The organism is Pseudomonas sp. PME37.24/025 (genome assembly GCF_055556615.1).
This window is the reverse complement of record NZ_JBVHNK010000001.1, coordinates 650,361-676,921: the sequence shown is the minus strand read 5'-3', so window position 1 is coordinate 676,921 and position 26,561 is coordinate 650,361. Positions and strand designations below refer to the sequence as shown.

Below are 26,561 nucleotides of genomic sequence, written 5' to 3'. Positions count from 1 at the left end.
GGAAGGAGCATTCGTGCTTACGATCTACAACACGCTCACCAAGAGCAAAGAAGTCTTCAAGCCCCTGGATGGCAATAAGGTGCGCATGTACGTCTGCGGGATGACCGTGTACGACTACTGCCACCTGGGCCATGGCCGCAGCATGGTCGCGTTCGATCTGGTGACCCGCTGGTTGCGGTTCAGCGGTTACGACCTGACCTACGTGCGCAACATCACCGACATCGACGACAAGATCATCAATCGCGCTCGTGAAAACGGCGAGTCGTTCGAAGCGCTGACCGAGCGCATGATCGCGGCGATGCACGAAGACGAAGCGCGCCTGAACATCCAGAAACCGGACATGGAACCGCGCGCCACCGGCCACATCGCCGGCATGCACGCGATGATCCAGACCCTGATCGACAAGGGCTACGCCTATGCACCGGGCAATGGCGACGTGTACTACCGCGTCGCCAAGTTCATGGGCTACGGCAAGCTGTCGCGCAAGAAGATCGAAGACCTGCGTATCGGCGCACGGATCGAAGTCGACGAGTCGAAACAGGACCCGTTGGACTTCGTGCTGTGGAAAGGCGCCAAGCCGGGCGAGCCGAGCTGGCCTTCGCCGTGGGGCGATGGTCGTCCGGGCTGGCACATCGAGTGCTCGGTGATGTCCACCTGCTGCCTCGGCGAGACGTTTGACATTCATGGCGGCGGCAGCGACCTCGAGTTCCCGCACCATGAAAACGAAATCGCCCAGAGCGAAGCGGCCACCGGCAAGACCTACGCCAACGCGTGGATGCATTGCGGCATGATTCGCATCAATGGCGAGAAGATGTCCAAGTCCTTGAACAACTTCTTCACCATTCGTGACGTGCTGGAAAAGTACCACCCGGAAGTCGTGCGTTACCTGCTGGTGTCCAGCCACTACCGTAGTGCGATCAACTATTCGGAAGACAACCTCAAGGACGCCAAAGGCGCGCTTGAGCGTTTCTACCACGCGTTGAAAGGCCTGCCGAACGTTCTACCTGCCGGTGGCGAAGCCTTTGTCGAGCGCTTCACTCAGGTGATGAACGACGACTTCGGCACGCCGGAAGCCTGTGCGGTGCTGTTCGAGATGGTCCGCGAGATCAACCGTCTGCGCGAGAGCGATCTCGATGCAGCGGCGGGTTTGGCGGCTCGTTTGAAAGAATTGGCCAGCGTGTTGGGTGTATTGCAACTCGAAGCCGATGACTTCCTGCAAGCCGGTGCCGAAGGGCGGGTTGATGCGGCCGAAGTCGAAGCGCTGATTGCCGCGCGTCTGGCAGCACGGGCCGGCAAGGACTGGGCCGAATCTGACCGCATCCGCGACCAGCTCACCGCCATGGGCGTGGTGCTGGAAGACGGCAAGGGCGGGACGACCTGGCGTCTGGCTGACTGATTGCTTGATTGGCTACGCCTTTCACAAAAACAGAAACCCGCCTTGTGCGGGTTTTTGTTTATGCGCAGGGTGTAAGTGCTGCGGTGCCCATGCTGGCGCCATCGCGGGCGAGCCCGCTCCCACAATGGCCGAGGTGAATTCCGATTCTGTATACGACACAAATCCCTGTGGGAGCGGGCTTGCCCGCGATGGTCTCAAGCCGAACACAATCCGTGTGGTCTTCGTCACTCAACCTGGCGCAATCGCTTGTAAAGGGTGTTGCGACTAACCCCAAGCCTGCGGGCTAAATGGGAAATATTCCCCCCAGCCGCCTGCAACTGCCGATTCAATTCCTCGGCATCATTCAAATCAACCACTATCGGCTCCGGCGAATCCACCGGCTCCATCTCCAGATCGACAAAAAAATCATCCGGCAAATGCTCCGGCCGCACGGGTTGTTCCTCGGCCATGGCCAGCGCCACCTGCATCACACTGCTGACCTGGCGCAAATTCCCCGGCCACGGATGACGACTGAACAGCTCCATCACTTCATGGCTCAAGCCAGCCCATTGGCTCGGTTCGCGGTGCTGTTCCCACAAACGCTTGAACAGCGCTTCCTTATCGCTGCGTTCGCGCAGCGGCGGCAGTTCCAGGGTCAAACCGCCGATGCGGTAGTACAAATCCTCACGAAACCGCCCCAGCTGAACCTGCTCGCGCAATGAGCGGTTAGTCGCTGAAATAATCCGAATGTCCACCGGGAACAACTCGCTGCTGCCCACCGGTTGCACGCAACGCTCCTGCAACACCCGCAACAGCCGGGCCTGGGTCGGTAGCGGCATGTCGCCGATTTCATCGAGGAACAGGGTGCCTTTATCGGCCTTGCGGATCAGCCCGATGCTGCCTTTCTGATTGGCACCGGTGAACGCACCTTTCTCATAGCCAAACAGCTCGGATTCCACCAGTTCGGCGGGGATCGCTGCACAGTTGACGGCAATGAACGGCTGTTTGCTGCGTGAACTGGCCTGATGCAGGGCTTTAACGAAAACTTCCTTGCCGACCCCGGTTTCCCCGTGGATTAACAGCGGAATGTCCTTTTCCAGCAAGCGTTCGGCCTGGCGCACGGCTTTTTCCACGCGGCTGTCGCCAAAATGCAGGGTATTGAGGCTGATCGCTATGGGAGCCGCCACGCGGGGTTCAGCACTCTTCGTTTCAGAACTCTTTATTTCAGAAAACAGCCTCGCCTGAATCGGCGCCTGTTTCGGCCGTTTCAACAGGCATTGAAAACGGTTACGCCCCGAGGCTTGCAGGGCAAACGGCAGGCCGTCCGGGTGGTTCAGCAGTTCCAGCAACGAGACTTTGAACAGGCTTTCGACGCTAACCCGTGACAGGCTGATGCCCAGCAGGTTGTCGGCCCGGCGATTGGCGGACAGCACCTGACCGGTTTCGTCGAAGATCAGTAACCCGGCCCATTGGCTGTCGAGGTTATTCAGCCCGGTGTTGAAGGTCAGCTGGAAATGCTGGCCATGGAACAGGTTGAGGATCAGCCGGTTCTCCACGGTCTGGCTCATCATTTTGACCATGCCCAGGGTGTGCGACGGCGGCAGATAGCTGTCGCTGGACACATCCAGTACCGCGATCACCTTGCGCTCGGCATCGAAAATCGGTGCGGCGGAACCGGTCATGAAGCGGTTGGCCTTGAGAAAATGTTCATCGTGCTCGATGTGCACCGCCTGCTCGCAGGCCAACGCGGTGCCGATCGCATTGGTCCCGCTGCAACGCTCAATCCAGCTGGCGCCGGCGCTGAAACCACGAGTCAGGCTCGGCTCGATGAAACGCTGGGTGCCCCAGGACGTCAGCACCTGGCCCTGATTGTCGGCGAGCATGATCAGGCAATTGGAGTTACTGAGGATGTTCTCGTAATACGGCAGGACTTCCTGATGGGTGGTCTGCACCAGTGAATGCTGGCTCTCCAGCAACTGGGCGATGCCATCGGCCGGCAACTGATCGAACGCCGGCGCGCTCTGATGATCGAGCCCGAACGCGCGGCAGCGAGACCAGGAGTCCTGGATGATGGCGTCGTGGGAGAGCGGCGGGGCAGGTGCGGCCATGGCATTCAGCCTCTGAATAATGCTTTTTATTGTTGTTATAGGTAGTTCCCTGTGGGAGCGAGCAGGCTCGCTCCCACAGGTTCCGCACGCTGGCATTGCTCCAGGAACGGTAAAAAGCATCCATAGAGTGTTGTTCACATTTGTTCATTGTCAATCTTTGAGCTGTTCAATTGTTCAGTCGTGGTTGTTCATTTCTGTTCAGCAACGAACGCTGTTTTCATCTCATTTGAAGGAATTTCAAGCCAGATCAACCGCTTGGGATTTCTGGCACGAATGTCGCTGTAGTGCTCCGGTCGCTTGACTCCAATAATAAAAAGGCCGAGCCATGTCACTAATCCTGGAGCACGTCAGCCGTACCGTCGAGGGTCAGACCTGGATCGACGATGCGTGCCTTAACTTCGAACCCGGATCGTTCAATGTTTTGCTCGGTCGCACGCTGTCCGGCAAAACCAGCCTCATGCGCCTGATGGCAGGTTTAGACAAGCCCGACAGCGGTCGCATCCTGATGAACGGCGTCGACGTCACCCAGCGCCCGGTGCGTTTGCGCAACGTGTCGATGGTCTATCAGCAGTTCATCAATTACCCGACCATGACGGTGTTCGAGAACATCGCCTCGCCGCTGCGTCAGTCCGGTGTTTCCAATGAGCTGATCCAGAGCAAAGTGCTGGAAACCGCGAAGATGCTGCGCATCGAGAAATTCCTCCAGCGCCATCCTTTGGAGCTCTCCGGCGGCCAGCAACAGCGCACGGCGATGGCCCGGGCGCTGGTCAAGGACGCCGAGCTGATTCTGTTCGACGAGCCGCTGGTCAACCTCGACTACAAGCTGCGCGAAGAGCTGCGCCAGGAAATGCGCGAGCTGTTCAAGGCCCGGCACACCATTGCGATTTATGCCACCACTGAGCCCAACGAAGCGTTAGCGCTGGGCGGCACCACGACCATTCTTCACGAAGGTCGGGTGATTCAGAGCGGCAAGTCATCCGAGGTTTATCACCAGCCGCAAACCGTGCTGGCGGCAGAGTTGTTCTCCGAGCCGCCGATCAACCTGATGCCGGGGCGTATCGCCGGCAACGAGGTCAGTTTCGCCAATTTTGTGCATTTCCCGTTGAACGTCGATCTGCGGCCAGTGGGCGAGGGCGAGTTCCGTTTCGGCGTGCGCCCCAGCCACATTTCGCTGGTGCCGAGCAATGACGATGACCTTGAGCTGGCGGTGACCGTCGAGGTGGCCGAGATCAGCGGTTCGGAAACCTTCCTGCACGTGCGCAACGAGTATTTCCTGCTGGTGCTGCACTTGCCGGGTGTTCATGAATACGACGTCGACGCGCCGATTCGCATCTATATCCCGACCCATAAACTGTTTGTGTTCGATATGCAGGGGCGGCTGGTTCAGGCGCCCGGTCGCCGCATTGCGAGGGTTGCCTGATGGCCGAAATCCGTTTGCAGAACCTTGCCCACAGCTACACTCCTACGCCGACCGGCCCCGAGGATTACGCGATCCGCGAGATGGACCATGTCTGGGAACAGGGCGGTGCTTATGCGCTGCTCGGGCCTTCGGGGTGCGGCAAGTCGACCTTGCTCAACATCATTTCCGGGTTGCTCAGCCCGTCTCAGGGCCAAGTGCTGTTCGACAGTAAAGTGGTCAACGAACTGACCCCGGAAAAGCGCAACATCGCTCAGGTTTTCCAGTTTCCGGTGGTCTACGACACCATGACGGTGTTCGATAACCTGGCCTTCCCGTTGCGCAATCAGGGCATGGCGGAAGCGAAAATTCACACCAAGGTGCAGGAAATCGCTGAAGTCCTCGACCTCCAGGCATTGCTGTACAAGAAGGCGCGCAACCTCACCGCCGATGAAAAACAGAAAGTCTCCATGGGCCGTGGGCTGGTGCGCGATGACGTGTCGGCGATCCTCTTCGATGAACCGCTGACAGTGATCGACCCGCACCTGAAGTGGAAGCTGCGACGCAAGCTCAAGCAGATCCATGAGCAGTTCAACATCACCATGGTCTACGTCACCCACGATCAGCTCGAAGCCTCGACCTTCGCTGACAAGATCGCGGTGATGTATGGCGGGCAGATCGTGCAGTTCGGTACGCCACGGGAATTGTTCGAGCGGCCGAGCCACACCTTTGTCGGTTATTTCATCGGCAGCCCGGGGATGAACCTGATCGAGGTTCAGCCGCAACCCGGCGGTGTCGGTTTTGCCGGAACCCACTTGCCGTTGTCCGACGCAATGCAGAAACGAATCGCCGAGTCCGAATGGAAAACCCTGAAAGTCGGCATCCGTCCTGAGTTCGTTCATGTGTGGGACGAGCCCTTTGATGACGCGATGCAGGCACAGGTCGTACACGTCGAAGACCTGGGCACCTACAAGATCATGACCCTGAACCTCGACGGCGCTGCGCTCAAAGTACGCCTGGCCGAAGATAAACCGGTGCCCGAAGGCACGGCGTACATCAGTTTTCCGGCGCAGTGGCTGATGGTCTATGCCGATGATTACCTGCTGGAGGTGCTGCCATGAACAAGGTGCAGAACAACAAGGCTTGGTGGCTGGTGTTGCCGGTGTTCCTGCTGGTGGCATTCAGTGCGGTGATCCCGATGATGACCGTGGTCAACTACTCGGTGCAGGACATCTTCGACCAGTCCAGCCGCTACTTCGTCGGTGCCGACTGGTACAGGCAGGTGCTGCTCGACCCACGGTTGCATGACTCGCTGCTGCGCCAGTTCATCTACTCCGGCTGCGTGTTGTTGATCGAAATCCCGTTGGGTATCGCCATTGCCTTGACCATGCCGACCAAGGGGCGGTGGTCGTCGGTGGTGCTGATCATTCTGGCGATTCCCTTGCTGATTCCGTGGAACGTAGTCGGCACCATCTGGCAGATTTTCGGCCGCGCGGACATTGGTCTGCTCGGCGCCAGCCTCAAGGCCATGGGCCTGAACTACAACTATGCATCCAACACCATGGACGCCTGGGTCACGGTGTTGGTGATGGACGTCTGGCACTGGACGTCGCTGGTGGCGCTGTTGTGTTTCTCCGGTTTACGGGCGATTCCGGACGTGTATTACCAGGCGGCGCGGATTGATCGGGCGTCGGCCTGGGCGGTTTTCCGACACATCCAGTTGCCCAAGCTCAAGAGCGTGCTGCTGATCGCGGTGATGCTGCGGTTCATGGACAGCTTCATGATCTACACCGAGCCGTTCGTACTGACGGGTGGCGGTCCGGGCAATGCCACGACCTTCTTGAGTCAGACGCTGACCCAAATGGCCGTAGGGCAATTCGACCTCGGCCCGGCGGCGGCTTTCTCGTTGGTGTACTTCCTGATCATCCTGTTGGTGTCGTGGCTGTTCTATACCGCCATGACTCACTCTGACGCCAATCGGTGAGGCCCGCCATGAGCAAGAGAAAGCTGATTCCACTGCTGATCTACATCCTGTTCCTGCTGGTGCCGATCTACTGGCTGCTGAACATGTCCTTCAAGAGCAACACCGAAATCCTCGGCGGTCTGACGCTGTTTCCCCAGGATTTCACCTTCGCCAACTACAAGGTGATCTTCACCGACCCGAGCTGGTACACCGGTTACCTCAACTCGCTGTATTACGTCAGTCTGAATACGGTGATTTCTCTGAGTGTGGCGTTGCCAGCGGCGTATGCGTTCTCGCGCTATCGTTTTCTCGGCGACAAGCACCTGTTCTTCTGGCTGCTGACTAACCGCATGGCGCCGCCGGCGGTTTTCCTGTTGCCATTTTTTCAGCTGTATTCCTCGATCGGGTTGTTCGATACCCACATCGCGGTGGCGTTGGCGCACTGTCTGTTTAACGTGCCGTTGGCGGTGTGGATTCTTGAGGGCTTCATGTCCGGCGTTCCCAAGGAAATTGACGAAACCGCCTACATCGACGGCTACAGTTCCCCCAAGTTCTTCGTGAAGATCTTCGTCCCGCTGATCGGCTCCGGGATCGGCGTCACGGCGTTTTTCTGCTTCATGTTTTCCTGGGTCGAGCTGCTGCTGGCGCGAACCCTGACTTCGGTGAACGCCAAACCCATCGCGGCGGTGATGACCCGCACGGTCTCGGCGTCCGGCATCGATTGGGGCGTGCTGGCGGCAGCGGGGGTTTTGACTATCCTGCCGGGCATGCTGGTGATCTGGTTTGTTCGCAACCATGTGGCCAAGGGCTTTGCCCTGGGTCGGGTATGAGGAACTGATGATGGAATGGATGAGTTGGACTGGCCCCACGGCGGCGTTCTTCAGCGTCATTGCCTTGATCCTGACGGGCATGACGACCTGGGAATTGCGTTCGCCGAGTATCCCTCGGCGTGGTTTTTTGCCGATTGCCACTACCCGTGGCGATCGGCTGTTTATCGGTCTTCTCGGCAGCGCCTACCTGCATTTGCTGGTAATCGGCGTCACCGACTGGAGCATCTGGGTAGCGTTCGCGTTGTCCCTGGTGTGGCTGTTGGCTGTGATGCGTTGGGGCTAGTCGAATCGCTCGGCAATGTTGCTCCGAAAATCAAACAGGAGGTCTCTATGTTCGACAAAAACAATAAGCTGCGACATAGCATTTCATTGGCAGCCATGCTGGCACTCAGCGGGTTGAGCGCTGCGGCCTGGGCTGATGCCTATGAAGACGCCGCGAAGAAATGGATTGGCAGCGAATTCAAGCCGTCCACCCTGACGGCCGATCAGCAGCTCGAAGAGCTGAAGTGGTTCATCAAGGCATCCGAGCCGTTTCGCGGGATGAGCATCAAGGTGGTTTCGGAAACCATCGCGACCCACGAATATGAATCCAAAACGCTGGCCAAAGCCTTTACCGAGATCACCGGGATCAAGCTGACCCACGACTTGCTGCAGGAAGGCGACGTGGTGGAAAAGCTGCAGACCCAGATGCAATCGGACAAGAACATCTATGACGGCTGGGTCAACGACTCGGACCTGATCGGTACGCACTTTCGCTACGGCAAGACCGAATCGATCACCGACCTGATGGCCAACGAAGGCAAGGCCTACACTTCGCCGACGCTGGACATCAAAGACTTCATCGGCATCTCGTTCACCACCGCGCCGGACGGCAAGGTCTATCAACTGCCCGACCAGCAATTCGCCAACCTCTACTGGTTCCGCGCCGACTGGTTCGAACGGGCGGATCTGAAAGCGAAATTCAAAGAAAAATACGGTTATGAATTGGGCGTACCGGTGAACTGGTCTGCCTATGAAGACATCGCCAAATTCTTCAGCGAAGACGTCAAGGAAATCGACGGCAAGCGTATCTACGGGCACATGGACTACGGCAAGAAAGACCCGTCCCTCGGCTGGCGCTTTACCGATGCCTGGTTCTCCATGGCCGGCGCTGGCGACAAGGGCATTCCCAACGGCTTGCCGGTGGACGAGTGGGGCATCCGTGTCGAAGACTGCCATCCAGTCGGTTCCAGCGTAACCCGCGGCGGCGACACCAACGGCCCGGCGGCGGTCTATGCCACCACCAAGTACGTCGACTGGCTGAAGAAATATGCGCCACCGGAAGCGGCGGGCATGACCTTCTCCGAGTCTGGGCCGGTGCCGTCCCAAGGCAACATCGCCCAGCAGATCTTCTGGTACACCGCGTTTACCGCCGACATGACCAAACCGGGCCTGCCGGTGATGAACGCCGACGGCACGCCGAAATGGCGCATGGCACCCTCGCCAAAAGGTCCGTACTGGGAGGAGGGCATGAAGCTCGGTTATCAGGACGCCGGTTCCTGGACCTTCCTCAAGTCCACGCCTGAAAAGCAAAAACTCGCGGCCTGGCTGTACGCGCAGTTCGTAACCTCGAAAACCGTATCGCTGAAGAAAACCATCGTCGGCCTGACACCGATCCGCGAGTCGGACATCAACTCGCAAGCCATGACCGACCTTGCGCCGAAACTCGGTGGTCTGGTGGAGTTCTATCGCAGCCCGGCCCGCGTGCAATGGACCCCGACCGGGACCAACGTGCCGGACTATCCGCGTTTGGCGCAACTGTGGTGGAGCCACATCGCCGAAGCGGCCAGTGGCGAGAAAACGCCACAACAGGCACTGGACGGTCTGGCCAAGGATCAGGATGCGATCATGACCCGTCTGGAACGCTCCAAGGTACAACCGACCTGCGGGCCGAAAATGAATCCGGAGCGGGATGCGCAGTACTGGTTCGATCAGCCGGGTGCGCCGAAAGCGAAACTGGCGAACGAGAAGCCTAAAGGCGAAACCGTGAGCTATGCCGAACTGCTGAAATCGTGGGAGGCGGCGCGTAAGTAAACAGCGAGACCGCGTGAGGCAAAACGGCACCGAAAGGTGCCGTTTTACTTTGTGCCAGTTCCACCGCCATCGCGGGCAAGCCCGCTCCCACAGTGGATAGGGGATGGTCATAAAATCTGCTACTAGCGCGAATCCTGTGGGAGCGGCGGTGCGGCGACCCGACTTGCCCGCGATGGCGTCATCGGACACAACAGTGGATTCAGGTCAGCGCCGCCAATTGCTCCACCGTCTCCGGAAAGCGCTCAACCAGCCGGATCAACGTTGTCGCCTGAGCATTAGGTTTCGCCCGTCCTTGTTCCCAGTTCTCCAGCGTCCGGGTATTCGTACGCAAATACATCGCGAATACCGAACGGGAAAGGTTGAGCTGTTGGCGTATGGCTACCACTTCCTCGGCAGTGATTGGTACCAGTTTTGGCAGTTTGACCTTGTGGCTCCGCAGCGTGACCTTACCTTGGCGCTCGTCGGCCAAGGCTTCGAGGCCCTCCATCAGTTCGGAAAAAATGTCACGTTTCATAGTGGGTTCTCGTATTGATTTCTCTATCCAGCGTTTGTCTGAAAAGTTTTTTCTGGGCAGGCGTCAGGTCGTCTTGCTCGTTTTTGCTGTACACCGTGAACAGCCAGAATTGATCGAAACCTGACCACCAGTAATAAATCACCCGTAATCCGCTGCGCTTGCCTTTGCCTCGTCGCTGGTCGGAGAAGCGGACTTTGCGCAAACCGCCCGTACCTTCCACGAGATCACCCGCTTCCGGGTTTTTCAGCAGCTCCAGTTGAAAGCTGCGAAACAGTTCGTCGTCCAGGTAGTCATTTCTGTGCTTTTGAAATGCGGGTAATTCGATAAAAAGAGCGTCCATGTTCTGTACGTTACCTGCGTATATTTCTATCACAAGAATCGAATAGGTCAAGGCTTCTGTTCCTGCCAATTCGGTCAAGTCATTACGTTAAAGTCGAATGCAGGATCGGGATGTAGGACGCGGCTGATTCACCCGCGAGGCGATTCTGGATATCGGGGAGGAGAGGGGGAGAAGCGGGCCAGCCTTATGACCTGAAACTTGCGCTTGCTCGGAGAGGTTCAAGACCGTATCTACATTGCATTTTCGTTTTTGGGGAACGCGAGTCTGAAGACGGTCATCGCACCGGGCAGGCTTTCAACTTCGGCCACCCCCTGATGCAAGCTCATGATCGAACGCACGATGGCCAGGCCCAGTCCGGTGCTGCCTTGTGAGCGGGAGCGGCTGCTGTCGACTCGGTAAAAACGATCGAATAGATGCGGCAGATGCTGCGCTTCGATGCCTGCGCCGGGGTTGCTGACCAGCAGTGAAACCTGCGTCGCGCCTTGTTCAATCTGCAACGAAACCGTTTGCCCGGCCGGGCAGTGGCGCAGGGCGTTAGACAGCAGGTTCGAGATCGCGCGTTGAATCATCAACCGGTCGCCCAGCACCCGAGCGCTGCCGACCACACTCAAATGAATCTGCTTGTCCTGCGCAGACAGGGAAAACAGGTCGGCGACTTTCAAGGCTTCCTCATGCAGTGCGACTGACTCGAATGGCGCAAGCGCCGCCGGGTGGCTGACCTGCGCCAGAAACAGCATGTCCGAGACAATTCGCGCGACCCGCTCCAGCTCCTCGGTGCAGGAAACCAGTACGTTCTTGTACTCCTCAGTCGTGCGTTCCCGGGACAGTGTCACCTGTGCCTTGCCCATCAAATTGTTGATCGGCGAGCGCAGTTCATGGGCCAGATCATCGGAGAACTGCGACAACTGTTGCACGCCGCTGTCGAGGCGGTGCAGCATGAAATTGATGCCTTGCGCCAGTTCGCTGAGTTCCTGTGGCATGTTCACCACCGAGAGTCGATGATCGAGGTCCTGTGTCGAAACCATCGCCGCCACTTTTCGAAACTCGCGCAGCGGCGTCAGCCCCCGCTGTACGGCGGCCCAGGCACTGAGACCGATGAAGATCAGCAGCAACGGCAAAGCAATCAGCGTCGAGCGCAGATAGGCGCTGAGCAAGGCCTGATTGTGGGCATCGTCCATCGACAGCAGCACCGGGACGCGGGTGCCGTCCTTGATGCGGATCAACCGAGAGACGGTCAGGTAGCGCTTGTCGTGATCGTCGGTGCTGCCGGAGAACGTCAGTTGTTCGTTGGCGACCAGCGCTGCCTTGCGTTCAAGACGCGGGTCGGCCATGCCGGAGCCGGATTTCAACAGCGGTGTGCGCAAGTTGGCGCGGTCATAAATCGTCAGGGTGAGGTTGTCATGGCCCATGACCTGATCGAGCAGAATGTGCGGCGCCGAACGAATTTCAGCGGAATCGGCGTACAGCGACAGGCTGTGTTCCACCTGTTCCATCTTCTGGGCCAGGCTGTCCCTGGATAACGCGTTCAGTTCATGGGTCAGGGCGAAATAGGCAAGGATCGCCAGAAACACCACCAGTAGCGCGCCGAGAATACTCACCGTCAGGCCGAGGCGCATCGACAGGCTGGCCGGCTTCATTCCCGCGCCTCCAGCACATAGCCGACACCGCGCAGGGTATGGATCAACTTGTTGTCGAACGGGTCGTCAATTTTCGCCCGCAAACGCCGGATCGACACTTCGACCACGTTGGTGTCGCAATCGAAGTTCATGTCCCACACCAGTGAAATGATCTGGGTGCGTGTGAGCACTTCCCCGGACTGGCGCATCAGCAGATGCAGCAGGGCGAACTCCTTGGTGGTCAGGTCGATGCGCTGCTCGCCGCGAAAGGCGCGATGGCGCCCAGGGTCGAGTTCCAGGTCGGCGACTTTGAGCACCTGCGGCACCGGGATGTTTTCGCTGCGCCGCATCAGGCTACGCACCCGTGCCAGCAATTCGGGGAACTCGAACGGTTTGACCAGATAATCATCGGCGCCCAGATCCAGACCACGAATCTTGTCGGCCAGACGCCCGCGCGCGGTGAGCATCATCACCCGGGTGGAGTGGGTGCGACGCAATTGTTCCAGGACTCCCCAGCCATCGAGCTCCGGCAGATTCACATCCAGAATCACCAAGTCATACGCCTGCTGTTGCGCCAGATGCAGTCCATCGGCACCGGTGGCCGCGTGGTCAACGATATAACCACTTTCCGTCAGTCCCTGATGCAAGTATTCGGCAGCTTTAAGCTCGTCCTCGACGACAAGGATTCGCATGATCTATCACCACTTTTATTCAATGGATATTTAATTAAGGTGGCCGGGAAAGTTGTTGTTTTTGTAGGGTCTTCCGGACGGTGTTTAATAGCGACTAGAGGTTGTGAGTTCCTGGTGTCCTACGGATATTTCCCTGTGTGATGGCGTGCAAGGTAAAGGCTGTAGTGGCTACAGAGTCAACTGAAATGCTGGGTCTTGAGCCCTGGGAATGGCGATCTGCGACAGCCCGTCGCAGCAGGCAAGCCCGACTGCCGAAGCGCCGCATTCAGACAAGTGCTGTTTGGCAGATAACTACCGTGTATTTGTTTCTATATATTGCTATGTCACCTTTCGCACTTCGCATCCTAGACTAAAACAACTTCCACAAATCGTGGATAACGGATTTGTAATGTTCCAGTCACCTTGCCGATAAGTTCAAAACCCTACCGTGGCGGCATCAAAGATTCTTGAATATAGGAAGTCTTCCATTGCCCGGTTTAAAAGAACTGACGGCGCGATCACGCCTGAAAAAAACAGCGAGGACAGTGACGGCCAGCGTTGTGTTACTGGCCGGCACGGGTCTTGTGCATGCATCGACCCTGACCCTCGATCAAGCCCTGCAAACGGCATTCGCCGGTAACCCGGATCTGGCGGCTGCGCAGTGGGAAATCGGCATCGCCGAGGGTGAGCGCAAACAGGCCGGTCTGATCCCCAACCCCGAAGTGTCGTGGGAGGCCGAAGACACCCGTCGCAATTCGCGAACCACCACGGTAATGCTCAGCCAGCCGATCGAACTGGGCGGCAAACGTGGCGCACGAATCGATGTCGCCAGCCGCGCGCAGGACGCCGCGGGGATCGAATGGGAGCGCAAGCGCAATGTCTTGCGCGCCGATGTGATTCAGGCGTTCAACAGCGCCCAGACCGCGCAACAACGCTTGCAGTTGTCGCGCCAGTCGCTGCAACTCGCCGAACACGGTTTGCGCGTTGCCCAAGGACGCATCAAGGCCGGTCAATCATCGCCAGTCGAAGGCACCCGTGCGCAAGTGCAACTCTCCGAAGTGCGTCTGGAATTGAGCCGCGCCGAACGCGATCAGGCCAACGCCTATCAGCAATTGGCGCAGGTCATGGGCTCACCGTTGCCAACCTCTACCACCGTGCAAGCGGCCACGCAAAGCATGCCTACCGTGCCACCGCCGACCCGATTGCTTGAGCGCCTGAACGAGACCGCCGAGCTGCGTCTGGCCAAATTGCAGATCGATCAGCGCGAAGCCTCATTGGGTGTGGAAAAGTCGCAACGCATTCCCGACCTGACCGTGAGCGTTGGCAGCCAATACAGTGAAACCGAGCGCGAGCGGGTCAACGTGGTCGGGCTGTCGATGCCGATTCCACTGTTCAATCGCAATCAGGGCAATGTGCTGGCAGCGGCGCGGCGCAGCGATCAGGCGCGGGATCTGCGCAACGCCACCGAGCTGCGTTTGCGCACGGAAATCCAGACCACCCTTGAGCAATGGCAGACCGCCAACGGCGAAGTAGAAGCGTTCAACCAGACCATCCTGCCCGCCGCGCAAAGTGCGGTCGACAGCGCCACGCGCGGCTTCGAAATGGGCAAGTTCGGATTCCTCGACGTGCTCGACGCCCAACGCACCCTGATCAGCGCGCGCAGCCAATACATCCAGGCCGTCAGCGAGACGACGGATGCGCGAGTACGCATCGAACGCATCTTCGGCGACCTCTCCGTCAGCCCTTGAATTTCATCTTTTAGATCACTGCGCGATGGCATGGCGCAGAGGAGTTTCCATGGAAAAAAAACTGTTCGTGGTTGCTGCGGCGACGTTGGCGCTGGGCATTGGGATTGGCTCGATGTGGCCGGGCAATGCGTCCATCGACGCTCACGCCGATGAAGCGGCGGAACACGCCGATCACGCTGAAGAAGGCGCAGCAGCCGACGGTGAACATACAGAAGAAGGGCACTTGGAGTTGAGCACCGAACAGATTACGGCGGCAGGCATTCAATTGACCGAAGCGCGGACGCAGAACATCAGCCTCGGCTTGCCGTTCCCCGGCGAAGTACGCTTTGACGAAGACCGCACCGCGCACGTGGTGCCTCGGGTACCCGGTGTGGTCGAGTCGGTGTCGGTCAATCTCGGGCAGTCGGTGAAGAAGGGCCAGTTGCTGGCGGTGATCGCCAGTCAGCAGATCTCCGATCAGCGCAGCGAACAGGCTGCCGCACAGCGTCGCCTGACCTTGGCGCGCACCACCTACGAACGCGAGAAAAAACTGTGGCAGGACAAGATCTCCGCCGAGCAGGATTTCCTTCAGGCACGTCAAGCATTGGAAGAAGCCGAAATTTCCCTGACCAATGCCCGGCAAAAAATCAGCGTGCTCAGTGGCAGCGTGGTCGCCACCGGCGGCAATCGCTATGAACTGCGCGCGCCGTTCGACGGCGTGGTGGTGGAGAAACACCTGACACCGGGGGAGGTGGTCGATGAATCCTCGGCGGCTTTTACGCTCTCCGACCTGTCGCGGGTGTGGGTGACGTTCGGCGTTTCGCCCAAGGATCTGAACAAGGTGCAAGTGGGCAAACCGGTCACCGTCAGCGCCCCGGAACTCAATGCCGAAGTCGTCGGCACCGTGGCCTACGTCGGCAGTTTGCTGGGTGAACAGACCCGCACTGCAACGGTTCGCGTGACCCTGGAAAATCCACAAGGCTCGTGGCGCCCCGGCTTGTTCGTCACCGCGCTGGTTGCTACCGACAGTCGCCAAGCCAAGGTCGCCATCCCCGAAACCGCGATCCAGACCGTCGAGGACAAACCCACGGTGTTCGTGCGCACCGACGACGGCTTCAAGGCGCAACCGGTGGAACTGGGCAGTCGTGCGGCCGGTTTGGTGGAAGTCACCCAAGGGCTGGAACCGGGCGTGCAAGTCGCCAGTGCCGGCAGCTTCGTCCTCAAATCGGAACTGGGCAAAGCCTCAGCTGAGCACTCTCACTGAAGACTCCCACTGATCCGTCCCCTCGACGAGAAGGTTCTCATGTTCGAACGCCTGATCCAGTTTGCCATCGAGCAGCGCATCATCGTGCTGCTCGCCGTTTTGCTTATGGCCGGCCTCGGCATCGCCAGTTATCAAAAACTGCCGATCGACGCCGTGCCCGACATCACCAACGTCCAGGTGCAAATCAATACCGGCGCCGCCGGGTTCTCGCCGCTGGAAACCGAGCAACGCATCACCTTCCCGATTGAAACCGCCATGGCCGGTTTGCCGGCGCTGGAGCAGACCCGTTCGCTGTCACGTTCGGGGCTGTCGCAGGTCACGGTGATCTTCAAGGACGGCACCGATCTGTTCTTCGCCCGGCAATTGGTCAACGAGCGTTTGCAGATCGCCAAGGAGCAATTGCCCGAGGGTGCGGAAGCGGTAATGGGGCCGATTTCCACAGGGCTTGGCGAGATTTTCCTGTGGACGGTGGAGGCGCAGGATGGTGTGCTCAAGGACGACGGCACGGCCTACACGCCGACCGATCTGCGGGTGATTCAAGACTGGATCATCAAGCCGCAATTGCGCAATGTGCCCGGTGTGGCCGAGATCAACACCATCGGCGGATTCGCCAAGGAATACCAGATTGCCCCCGACCCGAAACGGCTGGCGGCTTACAAACTGACCCTCACCGATCTGGTCACGGCGCTGGAGCGTAACAACGCCAACGTCGGCGCCGGTTACATCGAGCGCAGCGGCGAGCAGTTGCTGATTCGTGCGCCCGGCCAGGTGGCGAGCGTCGAGGACATCGCCAACATCGTCATGGCCAATGTCGACGGTACGCCGATCCGGATCAAGAACGTTGCGACCGTAGACATCGGCCACGAACTGCGTACCGGTGCCGCCACTGAAAACGGTCGTGAAGTGGTGCTCGGCACGGTGTTCATGCTGATTGGTGAAAACAGCCGCACGGTCTCCCAGGCATTGGCCAGCAAACTTGAGCAGATCAACCGCTCCCTGCCTAAAGGCGTGATCGCGGTTCCGGTGTATGACCGCACGCACCTGGTCGACAAAGCCATCGCCACGGTGAAGAAAAATCTGCTGGAAGGCGCGATTCTGGTCATCGCGATTCTGTTCCTGTTTCTAGGCAACATTCGCGCGGCGTTGATCACCGCCATGGTCATTCCGCTGTCGATGTTGTTCACCTTCACCGGCATGTTCACCAACAAAGTCAGCGCTAACCTGATGAGCCTCGGCGCGCTCGACTTCGGGATCATCGTCGACGGCGCGGTGGTAATCGTCGAAAACACCCTGCGGCGCCTGGCTCATGCGCAGCAGCATCACGGGCGATTGCTGAGCCGTTCCGAGCGTTTCCGCGAGGTATTTGCGGCGGCCAAAGAAGCGCGGCGGCCGCTGATTTTCGGCCAGTTGATCATCATGGTCGTGTACCTGCCGATCTTCGCCCTGAGTGGTGTCGAAGGGAAAATGTTCCACCCGATGGCCTTCACGGTGGTCATCGCGCTATTGGGCGCCATGCTGTTGTCGGTGACCTTCGTCCCGGCGGCCATCGCGCTGTTCGTCACCGGCAAAGTCAAAGAAGAAGAAGGCGTGGTCATGCGCGGCGCGCGTCGCGTTTATGCGCCGGCTCTGGCTTGGGTGATGTCCCATCGCGCAATGGCGGTGGGTGCGGCGTTGGCTGTGATTGTGCTCAGCGGCGTGCTCACCAGCCGCATGGGCAGCGAGTTTGTGCCGAGCCTCAGTGAGGGCGATTTTGCCCTGCAAGCGTTACGCGTGCCGGGCACCAGCCTGACCCAATCAGTGGACATGCAGCAGCGTCTGGAGACCTTGATCCTCAACAAGGTGCCGGAAGTCGAGCGAGTGTTCGCCCGCACCGGCACCGCCGAAATCGCCTCCGACCCGATGCCGCCGAACATCTCCGACAGCTACGTGATGCTCAAGCCGAAAGAGCAGTGGCCGGACCCTGGCAAGTCGCGCGAAACACTGATGGCTGAACTGCAACAAGCCGCCGCGATGCTGCCGGGCAGCAACTATGAACTGTCGCAGCCGATCCAGTTGCGCTTCAACGAACTGATCTCCGGCGTGCGCAGTGATGTAGCGGTCAAGGTGTTCGGCGATGACATGGACGTGCTCAACGCCACGGCGGCGAAGATCGCCGCCGCCCTGCAGAAGGTCAACGGCGCGTCCGAGGTCAAGGTCGAGCAAACCACCGGCCTGCCGGTGCTGACCATCAACATCGACCGCGACAAGGCGGCGCGTTACGGGCTCAACGTCGGCGACGTACAGGACACCATTGCGGTGGCGGTCGGCGGGCGTCAGGCGGGGACGTTGTACGAGGGGGATCGGCGTTTCGACATGGTGGTGCGATTGTCCGATGCCATGCGCAAGGATATTGAAGGTTTGTCGGCGCTGTTGATTCCGGTGCCGGCGCCACTGAATGGCGCTGCCGATCAGATTGGCTTCATCGCCCTCAACGACGTCGCCAGCCTCGATCTGGTTCTCGGGCCGAATCAGGTCAGCCGCGAAAACGGCAAGCGGCTGGTGATCGTCAGCGCCAACGTGCGCGGGCGGGATATTGGCTCCTTCGTTAAAGAGGCCGGTGAGGTGATCGAGCGCGATGTTCAGGTTCCGGCGGGTTACTGGACCAGTTGGGGCGGGCAGTTCGAGCAGTTGCAGGCGGCGGCCAAACGCTTGCAGATTGTGGTGCCGGTGGCTTTGTTGCTGGTATTCGGACTGCTATTCATGATGTTCAACAACCTCAAGGACGGCTTGTTGGTATTCACCGGGATTCCGTTTGCGTTGACCGGTGGCGTCATGGCGCTGTGGCTGCGGGATATTCCGCTGTCGATCTCGGCGGGCGTGGGGTTCATTGCGCTGTCGGGGGTGGCGGTGCTCAACGGGTTGGTGATGATCGCGTTCATCCGCAATTTGCGGGAGGAGGGGCGTTCACTCAGTGATGCGATCAACGAAGGCGCGCTGACTCGTCTGCGGCCGGTGTTGATGACGGCGCTGGTGGCGTCCCTGGGCTTTATTCCGATGGCACTGGCGACCGGCACTGGGGCGGAGGTACAACGTCCGTTGGCGACGGTGGTGATTGGCGGGATTCTGTCCTCGACCATCCTCACGTTGCTGATATTGCCCGCGCTGTACCAACTCGCCCATCGACGGGATGAGGAAGTAACTCCCACCCCCTAATCCAACTCTGTGAATACAACCCCTGTGGCGAGGGAGCTTGCTCCCGCTGGACTGCATAGCAGGCCCCGCTTTTCAGATGAAGAGCAAGGGCCGCTTCGCGCCCCAACGGGAGCAAGCTCCCTCGCCACAGGTATTTTTCAGTCTGCAGATTTTCTGAGTGATCAATACTCTGCAATGACTGCCCCTCCCACATAACGGATATGTAATCTCCACGCCACCGTCACGAAAGGTTCGGATTGTTACCTTGATCCCGTCAGTTAATTAAACGAGGAATCAAACATGAAACTTGCACAACTGAGTGCGTTTGCGGTGGCGTTGGTGATGTCTTCTGTGGTCTTGGCTGAAGGCGGCGGCGACCGGGCATTCGAAAAAATGATGGCGGCCAATGACCGGTCGGTAGAGAAATTTGTCGCCAAAGAGCAGGCGCGCGACCCCATCGTTGTGAATGAAAAGAAGGACGACAAGACCAAAGACCTGTAAGCGTGCCGCACTTGAACAAGCCCGTCATCGATTCCCGATGCCGGGCTTTTTTATGAGCCGGATTTTGAAGGAAGTGGATATGAAGTTCTTTAAGTGGATTACGTTTGCCGGGGTTATGGCGATGTCCCTGAATGTACTCGCTGAAGGTGGCGGTGACCGGACGTTCGAGAAAATGCTCAGTGCCAACACCAAAGCCATGGAGCAATACGCCGCCAACCAGGGCAAACCGGCACCGGTGGTGAAAGACTATGAATACGGGATGAAGCTGGATGTGGTGAAAGTGGTAAGCGTTGTGCGGCCGCAGGTGGCTTGCGCTGTGGTGCCCACCGCAATGACCTATGAGGATTCTCAGGGGCAACTCAACACCATCAAATACACCGTGGCAGGCGATTGCCGCCGACAGGGTGGGTGAGGGCACAGAGGGCACACCATCTACATTGCGTATTTCAATTCGGGATGTTTAACGGATGTGGCGCAAACACAGAACCTTCCCACAATGTTTTCAGGTTGTCCGTCGGACGTCCGCTCTCTAGCCTGTGTACGTCGCTGAAAATTCAGCGACCGGGCTTGGAAACCCCGGAGGTAAGAGAGCACAAAAGCGCCTTTCATAACGTATGCTTGCGCACCTTCATGGTGTGCACTCTGTTATGGCGGCTGTACGCGGGAGACCTTCGTGTCTGCCGGGTTGCTCTCTCCCGGGTTTCCAACCTGCGTACAGCTGCCACCCATTCGCTTGGAAACCGAATGGGCCAGCTGCAACTATCAAAGAGAGAAAAACATCATGAAAAAGCCAACACCCAACCCTCCCGAAACAGAAGCCGACGCAACGTCCCCCTACGCCTCCATCGACACCAAAAAACTCCACGAAGCCGCCGAACGTGCGCTCGATTACTACCTGAACCCTACCGCCCACGTCATGGCCACGCCCTACACCCCAAACCAGATGTATTTCGCCAATCCCAAAGCCGACACCGAATCCCTGCTGGCTAATGCCAGCGAGTCATTGTCCTCGGCCACGGTCATGCTCGGTGACTTCGCCGCGTTGCTGGAAGGCACTCATCGCAAGACTCTGTTGGGTATTGCGCAAGTGGTCATGTTGGGAGAGTTGGCGGTGAATCAGGCGTTGGATAACGTTGAGGTGACTGCCTAGGTGTTAAGCAATGTGGCGAGAGTTTTGTTTCTCGTCACATTTAGATTTGCGTCGACCGTATATCCGAAAGCTACACGCGTATATGCATTAGCTATACGGTCGGTATAGAATCGATTCCGACGCCGCCTTTATGGCTTCACACCTAAAACGTTAGATTTCACGTTAAGCAGCATGGCCCAAGTCTCTCCGGGCCACTCAAGGAGTCAAAAAAATGAAAAGCAAATACATGCTGATGTGCTAATGCCATAAGGAGGCTCCGGCTCCAACATCACCTACCCAGATGGGAAACAGAACAATGTCCACCACAGCCGAAAGCGTTGAAAAATCCAAACCCGTTCCAATCAACATGAGAGCGGACGAAAAGAAACGTAACCTGATCGATCTGGCAGCTGCCATGTCCGGTCGTGATCGCACAAGCTTTATCCTGGAAGCAGCGTGTCAAAAAGCTGAAGAAGTGATTCTGGATAAACGATTGTTCCTTCTCGACGACGTTGCATTTGACGCATTCGAACAGGCGATTGAAGCCAACCCGGCCCGAGGTAACGAATGCCTGCACCAACTGCTCGCACGTCCAAAGCGGTGGAGCTGACCGCACCCGAAAGACTTAACGATCGTCACGAGCTTGATGACTTCGATTCGGGTGAAGTGTCCATCGATCAATACCTGCAAAAGAAGGCACGAAAGGCGCAAGCCGCCAAACAGGCGGTTGTTTATGTCAGCTGCCGCAAAGCCACGTCGATCGTGATGGCTTATTACACTCTGTCGAGCGGTTCAGTAGCTCGTGCCAATGTCATGCCGAAAAGTCATCAACGCAATTCACCAAGCGTCCATCCAGTGACGCTGCTAGGGCGCATGGGAGTAACACGCGAAGCTCAGGGTGAGGGCTTCGCCATCGACTTGCTGCAGGATGCGATTGAGCGAGCCATCAACGCCTCCCAATCTATCGGCTCGAGCGCAATCATTGCCCACCCACTTAACGACCGTCTGTCAAATTTCTACATCAAGTACGCGGGATTTATTCCGTGCCCAGGCATTTCCCCTATTACCCTGATGCTGCCGCTGCGCTAGCACTCGATGTTGTCGCAATAGCGGGTTGATTATGCCGAGAGTGCAGCATGGGTACTGAGTCAGGTCGCGATCTACGGTAGCCTGCAGCTGGCAATCCTAGGGCCACAAAAAAGGCGCCCCGAAGGGCGCCAAAAGATTCACCTCTTACCAAAGGAGCAAGGAGCTTCTAAAGGTGAATTTGCATCAACCAAATGAAGTCAGAGAATCGCCAGCGGATACTCGACAATCACCCGTACCTCATCCAGATCCGACTCAAATGCCGTGGCGCGGGTTGTGGCCTGACGCAGGCGCAGCGACATGTCTTTCAGCGAGCCGCTCTGCACCACATATTTGACTTCGATGTCGCGCTCCCAGCGTTTCTGGTCGGTCAGCGGGTTGCCATCGGCATCGCGGCGCATGTACACGGAGTTGGCACTGGAATAGTCGGCGTCGGTGCCGCGGCCGTAACGGGTCATGAACGACAGCCCCGGAACGCCGTAGGTCGTCATGTCGAGGTCGTAGCGCACCATCCACGAACGTTCCTTGGGTGAGTTGAAGTCGCTGTACTGGATGGAGTTGTCGAGGAAGATCGAATCGGACTGGCGCAGATAATCGAAATCGTCATTGCCGTTGTTGCGCTGGTGCGACAGCGCTACGGAATGGGCGCCGAGTTTCACCCCGACCCGGCCACTCCAGATGTTGTTGTCGAACTTGCCGATCAACTGTTTGCCTTCGTCGACAGCCTTGTAATAGTTGAGGCCGCCAAACAGCGACAGGTCATCCGACAGCGGATACGTCCACGCGGTGCCGGCGTAATACTGATTCCAGGCATCCTTGAGGCGGCTGGAGTACAGGCTGAAACTGAGGTTTTTGTTCAGCGTGTAGTCGCCACCGAAGTAGCCGACCCATGGCGAATTGACCGGGCCGGCGTAGAAGGTCGCGAAGTTCTCGCGCATGTCGCTGGATACCGGTTGGCTCATCGCGTGCAACCGACCGCCCTGTACCGACAAGCCTTCGATACTGGTGTTGGTGGCCGTGACACCCCGGAAGCTTTCCGGCAACAGTCGGGAGTCGCCCGCCGCGACGACCGGGTTGGCGGGGAACACATCGCCAACCTTGATCACCGTATCAAAGGCACGCACTTTGGCGGCCCCGCCGACCTTGGAGTATTCGTCCCGGGCTTCGCCGTCACTGTTGACCGGCAGCACATCAAACGAACTGCGACCACCGTTGCGCCCGCCACCAGTGTCGAGTTTCAAGCCGATCATCGCAAATGCATCCACGCCGAACCCGACGGTGCCTTGGGTAAAGCCGGATTCGAACTTGCTGATGACTGCGTGGGACCAGGCCTCGGAATAACCATTGCCGGTGGGGCTGGACTGGCCGTTGCGGTGATCACGATTGAAGTAGAAGTTGCGGTTGAGCACCGTCAGGCTGCTGCCCTCGATAAACCCCTCAGCCTTATCTTCCGCAAACACCATGGACGGCCCGGCGCCGACAACCACCGCTAAAGCGGCCATCGACATTTTTGTGTTGTTAACCATCAATCACTCCTTGGGTTCGGCAGAACGTGAACGTGCTTCGGCGTGGTTTTATTGTTCGGCGGGCAAGGGCCCGCCGGCATGGTCGCCGGGTGACATCGTTGCAAGCTGCGGATAACGCCAAGGTGATGGGGGAATTACAATTTCGTCATGTGGGTGTGGCTGGCTTCAAAAGAGCAGGGCAGCAGTAACAAATCCCACAAACGCAAAAACGGCACCCGAAGGTGCCGTTTCTGTTTACTACCGAGTGTCGCTTAAGCGATCAACCCGCCAACCCCGACTGCTGAACCAGGTTCAGCAGCGGCTGTGGATACAGGCCGAGGAAGAACGCCAGTACGGCAATCGCCAGCAGCATCACGCCGCCTGCACGTTGCTCCCAGTGCAGCTGGGCATCGTGGCGACGCAGGTTCGGTTCCATCAGGTACAAGGTGACCATCACACGCAGGTAGTAGAAGACGCCGATGGCGCTGCCCAGTACCAGGGAGCCGACCAGCCACCATTGGTGCGATTCGACACCGGTAGCGATGATGTAGAACTTGCCGATGAAGCCCGCGGTCAGCGGGATACCGGCCAGGGACAGCATCATCACGGTCAGGACGGCGGTCAGGTACGGACGGCGCCAGAACAGGCCGCGGTATTCGTACAGGGCATCCGCGTCACGGCCGTTGTACGGCGAGGACATCAGGGTGATTACGCCGAACGCGCCGAGGCTGGTGATCACGTAGGTGACCAGGTACACGCCGATGGCTTCCAGGGCCAGGCCCTTGCTCGCCACCAGGGCGATCAGCAGGTAGCCGAAGTGGGCGATGGACGAGTAACCCAGCAGACGCTTGAGGTTGCTTTGGGTCAGTGCCAGCAGGTTACCGAACAGGATCGACGCGATGGCGATGATGGTCAGCACGTCGCTCAGCACACCACTGCTCGCCGCTGGCGAGATCTGGAACAGACGCACCATCACCGCGAACACAGCGACTTTCGACGCGGTGGCCAGGAACGCTGCCACCGGTGCCGGAGCACCTTCGTAAACGTCCGGGGTCCAGAGGTGGAACGGTACCAGCGACAACTTGAACGCCAGGCCGATCAGCATCATGCCCAGGCCCAGTTGAGCCAGAGAGCTTGGCAGACCGGTGGCCGCCAGGGCCTGACCGATGCCGTTGAAGCTCAGGCTGCCTGCGTCGGCGTAGAGCAGGGCCATGCCGAACAACAGGAACGCGGAACCGGCGGCCGACAGCACCATGTACTTGATACCGGCTTCCAGCGAGCGCTTGTTGAAGAAGGCATAAGCCACCAGACCGTAAACCGGTACCGAGAGCAGTTCCAGACCGACGAACAAGCCGGCCAGGTGCTGCGCGCTGACCAGTACCAGGCCACCGGCGGCGGCCATCAGGATCAGCAGGTAAAGTTCTTCACGGTTGCCCGGGTAACCCGAACCGCCATCGCCCAGGTAGGCGTGGGCGAGGGTGACACAAGCGAGGGTGGCGACCAGGATCAGCGCCATGTACAAGCAAGCGAAGGTGTCGATCTGCAGCAGTGGCGTCACGGCCAGCGGCGCGACTTTCAGGGCTGGCAGGATCGACAGCAGAGCCAGGTTCAGACCTGCCACCGACAGCAGGAAGGTCTGTGAGTGGTTGCGGCGCCATGCGATAGCCAGCATCACCACGATGATCGTGGCGCTGGTGATCAACAACGGCGCAAGCGCGATAAAGTGTTGAGTCGTGAATTCCATAGCGCTCTTACCGGGCCGAAGCGAGTTGAGTGAAGGCGGTGCCGAGCCACTGCTGCACGCCATGCATCGTCGCGGCAGAGGTATCGAGGAACGGCTGCGGGTACACGCCGATGTAGATCAGCAGCGCCGCAAGTCCAACCACCATGATCAGTTCGCGACCGTCCATGCCATGCAACACCGCGTCCGATTTCGACGGGCCGAAGTAGGCACGGTGGATCATGATCAGCGAGTAGACCGAACCGAACACCAGGCCGGACGTCGCAATCACAGTGATCCATGGGGCGCTGGCGAAGGTGCCGATCAGAATCAGGAACTCACCGACAAAGTTACCGGTCGCCGGCAAGCCTAGCGACGCGGCGGCGAAGAACAGGCTAAGGGCTGGCAGGTAGGCAATCTTCGACCACAGGCCACCCATCTCACGCATATCGCGGGTGTGGGTACGCTCGTACAGCTGACCGGAGAGGATAAAGAGTGCCGCCGCCGACAGGCCGTGCGCCAGCATCTGCATCACTGCGCCCTGCAGCGCCAGTTGGCTGCCGGAGTAGATGCCGATCAGCACGAAGCCCATGTGGGAAACGGACGAGAAGGCGATCAGACGCTTGATGTCGGTTTGCGCGAAGGCCAGGAACGCACCGTAGAAGATCCCGATCAGACCCAGGGTCATGGCGAACGGCGCGAACTCGGCCGAGGCATTCGGGAACAGCGGCAGGGCGAAACGCAGCAGGCCATACGCCGCAGTCTTCAACAAGATACCGGCCAGGTCCACGGAACCCGCGGTCGGTGCCTGGGCGTGAGCGTCAGGCAACCAGGAGTGGAACGGTACTACTGGCAGCTTGACCGCGAAGGCGATGAAGAAGCCGAGCATCAGAATGTACTCGGTGGTCATCGACATCTTGGTCTTCAACAGGTCGGCGTAGTTGAAGGTAATCACGCCGGTGTCGTTGAAGTTGACCAGGACCAGACCCAGGATCGCCACCAACATGATCAGGCCGGAAGCCTGAGTGAAGATGAAGAACTTGGTCGCTGCGTAGATCCGGGTTTTCTTGCCGTCCGAAGAACTGTGACCCCAGAGCGCGATGAGGAAGTACATCGGCACCAGCATCATTTCCCAGAAGAAGAAGAACATGAACAGGTCGAGGGCGAGGAAAACGCCGACGACGCCGCCCAGGATCCACATCAGGTTCAAGTGGAAGAAGCCCACGTGACGCTGGATCTCTTTCCACGAGCAGAGTACCGAGAGGACACCCAGCAGGCCGGTCAGCAGGATCATCAACAGCGACAGGCCGTCGAGGGCCAAGTGCACGTTGATGCCGAAGCGCTGGATCCAGACGTGTTTGAACTCAATCACCCAGGTCGGATCGGCGCCAGGCGCCGGAGCAAATGAATAGTCGCCATGGGCCCACAGCCAGAGGCCGAGAGCGAGTTCCAGGGACATGGTCAACAGCGCAATCCAGCGGGGGAGGGTAGCGCCGAAGCGCTCACCCATCCAGCACAGCAGGCCGCCGATGAAGGGGATCAGGATTAGCCAAGGCAGAATCATGACGGGCT

The 26,561-nt window shown here is 58.7% G+C and carries 23 protein-coding genes; 15 read left to right on the top strand and 8 right to left on the bottom strand.

Translation table 11 applies throughout. From position 1 onward, the window contains the following. Positions 1-13 precede the first annotated feature (13 nt). Entirely contained in the window at positions 14-1,396 is a 1,383-nt protein-coding gene (cysS, locus tag ACZ3HH_RS03035; protein WP_465802685.1) for a cysteine--tRNA ligase, read from the top strand. 224 nt (positions 1,397-1,620) lie between these two features. On the opposite strand, the gene ACZ3HH_RS03030 is transcribed toward cysS, so the two are convergent. Next, positions 1,621-3,483, bottom strand: a complete 1,863-nt coding sequence (locus ACZ3HH_RS03030; protein ID WP_465802684.1) for a sigma-54-dependent Fis family transcriptional regulator — start codon at positions 3,481-3,483, stop codon at positions 1,621-1,623. 325 nt (positions 3,484-3,808) lie between these two features. On the opposite strand from ACZ3HH_RS03030, the gene ACZ3HH_RS03025 reads away from it, so the two are divergent. Genes ACZ3HH_RS03025 through ACZ3HH_RS03000 form a run of 6 tightly spaced genes read left to right on the top strand, consistent with a single transcriptional unit; the run spans position 3,809 to position 9,745 of the window. Continuing rightward, positions 3,809-4,903 carry an ABC transporter ATP-binding protein gene (locus ACZ3HH_RS03025; RefSeq protein ID WP_123358321.1) on the top strand — a complete coding sequence of 365 codons (1,095 nt, stop codon included), beginning with the start codon at positions 3,809-3,811 and terminating at the stop codon, positions 4,901-4,903. Next, positions 4,903-6,000 (top strand): ABC transporter ATP-binding protein, encoded by a 1,098-nt coding sequence (locus tag ACZ3HH_RS03020; protein WP_465802683.1) that lies wholly within the window; start codon positions 4,903-4,905, stop codon positions 5,998-6,000. The genes ACZ3HH_RS03025 and ACZ3HH_RS03020 overlap by 1 nt, the downstream gene beginning before the upstream one ends. Next, entirely contained in the window at positions 5,997-6,863 is an 867-nt protein-coding gene (locus ACZ3HH_RS03015) for a carbohydrate ABC transporter permease (protein WP_465802682.1), read from the top strand. The genes ACZ3HH_RS03020 and ACZ3HH_RS03015 overlap by 4 nt, the downstream gene beginning before the upstream one ends. An 8-nt stretch (positions 6,864-6,871) precedes the next feature. After that, positions 6,872-7,672 carry a carbohydrate ABC transporter permease gene (locus ACZ3HH_RS03010; RefSeq protein WP_465802681.1) on the top strand — a complete coding sequence of 267 codons (801 nt, stop codon included), beginning with the start codon at positions 6,872-6,874 and terminating at the stop codon, positions 7,670-7,672. A gap of 10 nt (positions 7,673-7,682) precedes the next feature. Next, positions 7,683-7,955, top strand: a complete 273-nt coding sequence (locus tag ACZ3HH_RS03005; RefSeq protein WP_032830117.1) for a DUF2160 domain-containing protein — start codon at positions 7,683-7,685, stop codon at positions 7,953-7,955. Between the two features lie 47 nt (positions 7,956-8,002). Continuing rightward, positions 8,003-9,745: an ABC transporter substrate-binding protein gene (locus ACZ3HH_RS03000; protein ID WP_465802680.1), complete on the top strand. Its 1,743-nt coding sequence runs from the start codon at positions 8,003-8,005 to the stop codon at positions 9,743-9,745. 199 nt (positions 9,746-9,944) lie between these two features. Here the strand turns inward: ACZ3HH_RS03000 and ACZ3HH_RS02995 are convergent, their stop codons facing one another. The 4 genes from ACZ3HH_RS02995 to ACZ3HH_RS02980 all read right to left on the bottom strand — a co-directional run bounded on the left by ACZ3HH_RS02995 (position 9,945) and on the right by ACZ3HH_RS02980 (position 12,907). Next, positions 9,945-10,259 (bottom strand): helix-turn-helix domain-containing protein, encoded by a 315-nt coding sequence (locus ACZ3HH_RS02995; protein WP_465802679.1) that lies wholly within the window; start codon positions 10,257-10,259, stop codon positions 9,945-9,947. Next, a complete protein-coding gene (locus tag ACZ3HH_RS02990; protein WP_095128979.1) occupies positions 10,249-10,599 on the bottom strand; it encodes a type II toxin-antitoxin system RelE/ParE family toxin in 351 nt (116 codons plus the stop codon). The genes ACZ3HH_RS02995 and ACZ3HH_RS02990 overlap by 11 nt, the downstream gene beginning before the upstream one ends. 230 nt (positions 10,600-10,829) lie before the next feature. Then, complete coding sequence (locus ACZ3HH_RS02985) at positions 10,830-12,236, bottom strand: heavy metal sensor histidine kinase (protein WP_465802678.1); 1,407 nt, start codon at positions 12,234-12,236, stop codon at positions 10,830-10,832. Next, positions 12,233-12,907 (bottom strand): heavy metal response regulator transcription factor, encoded by a 675-nt coding sequence (locus ACZ3HH_RS02980; RefSeq protein ID WP_465802677.1) that lies wholly within the window; start codon positions 12,905-12,907, stop codon positions 12,233-12,235. The genes ACZ3HH_RS02985 and ACZ3HH_RS02980 overlap by 4 nt, the downstream gene beginning before the upstream one ends. Before the next feature lie 467 nt (positions 12,908-13,374). Here ACZ3HH_RS02980 and ACZ3HH_RS02975 point away from each other — a divergent pair, with 467 nt between their 5' ends. From ACZ3HH_RS02975 to ACZ3HH_RS02940, 8 genes are all read left to right on the top strand, one after another. Next, on the top strand, positions 13,375-14,634 hold the full coding sequence (locus tag ACZ3HH_RS02975) for a TolC family protein (RefSeq protein WP_465802676.1): 1,260 nt from the start codon (positions 13,375-13,377) through the stop codon (positions 14,632-14,634). A 49-nt stretch (positions 14,635-14,683) separates the two neighbouring features. Next, a complete protein-coding gene (locus tag ACZ3HH_RS02970) occupies positions 14,684-15,877 on the top strand; it encodes an efflux RND transporter periplasmic adaptor subunit (protein ID WP_465802675.1) in 1,194 nt (397 codons plus the stop codon). A 39-nt stretch (positions 15,878-15,916) separates the two neighbouring features. Beyond that, positions 15,917-19,069 carry an efflux RND transporter permease subunit gene (locus ACZ3HH_RS02965; protein ID WP_465802674.1) on the top strand — a complete coding sequence of 1,051 codons (3,153 nt, stop codon included), beginning with the start codon at positions 15,917-15,919 and terminating at the stop codon, positions 19,067-19,069. Between the two features lie 279 nt (positions 19,070-19,348). Then, on the top strand, positions 19,349-19,549 hold the full coding sequence (locus ACZ3HH_RS02960) for a co-regulatory protein PtrA N-terminal domain-containing protein (protein ID WP_460145349.1): 201 nt from the start codon (positions 19,349-19,351) through the stop codon (positions 19,547-19,549). 79 nt (positions 19,550-19,628) lie between these two features. Beyond that, a complete protein-coding gene (locus tag ACZ3HH_RS02955; RefSeq protein WP_465802673.1) occupies positions 19,629-19,961 on the top strand; it encodes a DUF2790 domain-containing protein in 333 nt (110 codons plus the stop codon). 369 nt (positions 19,962-20,330) lie between these two features. Continuing rightward, entirely contained in the window at positions 20,331-20,699 is a 369-nt protein-coding gene (locus ACZ3HH_RS02950; protein WP_465802672.1) for a DUF6124 family protein, read from the top strand. A 295-nt stretch (positions 20,700-20,994) separates the two neighbouring features. Next, positions 20,995-21,288 (top strand): type II toxin-antitoxin system TacA family antitoxin, encoded by a 294-nt coding sequence (locus tag ACZ3HH_RS02945; RefSeq protein ID WP_223489909.1) that lies wholly within the window; start codon positions 20,995-20,997, stop codon positions 21,286-21,288. Continuing rightward, entirely contained in the window at positions 21,246-21,767 is a 522-nt protein-coding gene (locus ACZ3HH_RS02940) for a hypothetical protein (protein ID WP_465802671.1), read from the top strand. Before ACZ3HH_RS02945 ends, ACZ3HH_RS02940 begins: the two co-directional genes overlap by 43 nt. Positions 21,768-21,964: 197 nt before the next feature. On the opposite strand, the gene ACZ3HH_RS02935 is transcribed toward ACZ3HH_RS02940, so the two are convergent. The 3 genes from ACZ3HH_RS02935 to nuoM all read right to left on the bottom strand — a co-directional run bounded on the left by ACZ3HH_RS02935 (position 21,965) and on the right by nuoM (position 26,553). Next, positions 21,965-23,290: an OprD family porin gene (locus ACZ3HH_RS02935; protein ID WP_465802670.1), complete on the bottom strand. Its 1,326-nt coding sequence runs from the start codon at positions 23,288-23,290 to the stop codon at positions 21,965-21,967. Between the two features lie 259 nt (positions 23,291-23,549). Then, on the bottom strand, positions 23,550-25,013 hold the full coding sequence (nuoN, locus tag ACZ3HH_RS02930) for an NADH-quinone oxidoreductase subunit NuoN (protein WP_465802669.1): 1,464 nt from the start codon (positions 25,011-25,013) through the stop codon (positions 23,550-23,552). 7 nt (positions 25,014-25,020) lie between these two features. Continuing rightward, positions 25,021-26,553 (bottom strand): NADH-quinone oxidoreductase subunit M, encoded by a 1,533-nt coding sequence (nuoM, locus tag ACZ3HH_RS02925; RefSeq protein ID WP_465802668.1) that lies wholly within the window; start codon positions 26,551-26,553, stop codon positions 25,021-25,023. Positions 26,554-26,561: the final 8 nt, after the last annotated feature.

Bases quoted from the DNA above. Each gene is read 5' to 3' on its own strand.
- ACZ3HH_RS02965 (WP_465802674.1), top strand. From the start codon at position 15,917: ATGTTCGAACGCCTGATCCAGTTTGCCATCGAGCAGCGCATCATCGTG.
- ACZ3HH_RS02945 (WP_223489909.1), top strand. From the start codon at position 20,995: ATGTCCACCACAGCCGAAAGCGTTGAAAAATCCAAACCCGTTCCAATC.
- ACZ3HH_RS02960 (WP_460145349.1), top strand. From the start codon at position 19,349: ATGAAACTTGCACAACTGAGTGCGTTTGCGGTGGCGTTGGTGATGTCT.
- ACZ3HH_RS02980 (WP_465802677.1), bottom strand. From the start codon at position 12,907: ATGCGAATCCTTGTCGTCGAGGACGAGCTTAAAGCTGCCGAATACTTG.
- ACZ3HH_RS03000 (WP_465802680.1), top strand. From the start codon at position 8,003: ATGTTCGACAAAAACAATAAGCTGCGACATAGCATTTCATTGGCAGCC.
- ACZ3HH_RS03010 (WP_465802681.1), top strand. From the start codon at position 6,872: ATGAGCAAGAGAAAGCTGATTCCACTGCTGATCTACATCCTGTTCCTG.
- ACZ3HH_RS02990 (WP_095128979.1), bottom strand. From the start codon at position 10,599: ATGGACGCTCTTTTTATCGAATTACCCGCATTTCAAAAGCACAGAAAT.
- ACZ3HH_RS02995 (WP_465802679.1), bottom strand. From the start codon at position 10,259: ATGAAACGTGACATTTTTTCCGAACTGATGGAGGGCCTCGAAGCCTTG.
- nuoN (WP_465802669.1), bottom strand. From the start codon at position 25,013: ATGGAATTCACGACTCAACACTTTATCGCGCTTGCGCCGTTGTTGATC.
- ACZ3HH_RS03025 (WP_123358321.1), top strand. From the start codon at position 3,809: ATGTCACTAATCCTGGAGCACGTCAGCCGTACCGTCGAGGGTCAGACC.
- ACZ3HH_RS02985 (WP_465802678.1), bottom strand. From the start codon at position 12,236: ATGAAGCCGGCCAGCCTGTCGATGCGCCTCGGCCTGACGGTGAGTATT.
- ACZ3HH_RS02970 (WP_465802675.1), top strand. From the start codon at position 14,684: ATGGAAAAAAAACTGTTCGTGGTTGCTGCGGCGACGTTGGCGCTGGGC.
- ACZ3HH_RS03020 (WP_465802683.1), top strand. From the start codon at position 4,903: ATGGCCGAAATCCGTTTGCAGAACCTTGCCCACAGCTACACTCCTACG.
- ACZ3HH_RS02940 (WP_465802671.1), top strand. From the start codon at position 21,246: ATGCCTGCACCAACTGCTCGCACGTCCAAAGCGGTGGAGCTGACCGCA.
- ACZ3HH_RS03015 (WP_465802682.1), top strand. From the start codon at position 5,997: ATGAACAAGGTGCAGAACAACAAGGCTTGGTGGCTGGTGTTGCCGGTG.
- ACZ3HH_RS02950 (WP_465802672.1), top strand. From the start codon at position 20,331: ATGAAAAAGCCAACACCCAACCCTCCCGAAACAGAAGCCGACGCAACG.
- nuoM (WP_465802668.1), bottom strand. From the start codon at position 26,553: ATGATTCTGCCTTGGCTAATCCTGATCCCCTTCATCGGCGGCCTGCTG.
- ACZ3HH_RS03030 (WP_465802684.1), bottom strand. From the start codon at position 3,483: ATGGCCGCACCTGCCCCGCCGCTCTCCCACGACGCCATCATCCAGGAC.
- ACZ3HH_RS03005 (WP_032830117.1), top strand. From the start codon at position 7,683: ATGGAATGGATGAGTTGGACTGGCCCCACGGCGGCGTTCTTCAGCGTC.
- ACZ3HH_RS02935 (WP_465802670.1), bottom strand. From the start codon at position 23,290: ATGGTTAACAACACAAAAATGTCGATGGCCGCTTTAGCGGTGGTTGTC.
- ACZ3HH_RS02955 (WP_465802673.1), top strand. From the start codon at position 19,629: ATGAAGTTCTTTAAGTGGATTACGTTTGCCGGGGTTATGGCGATGTCC.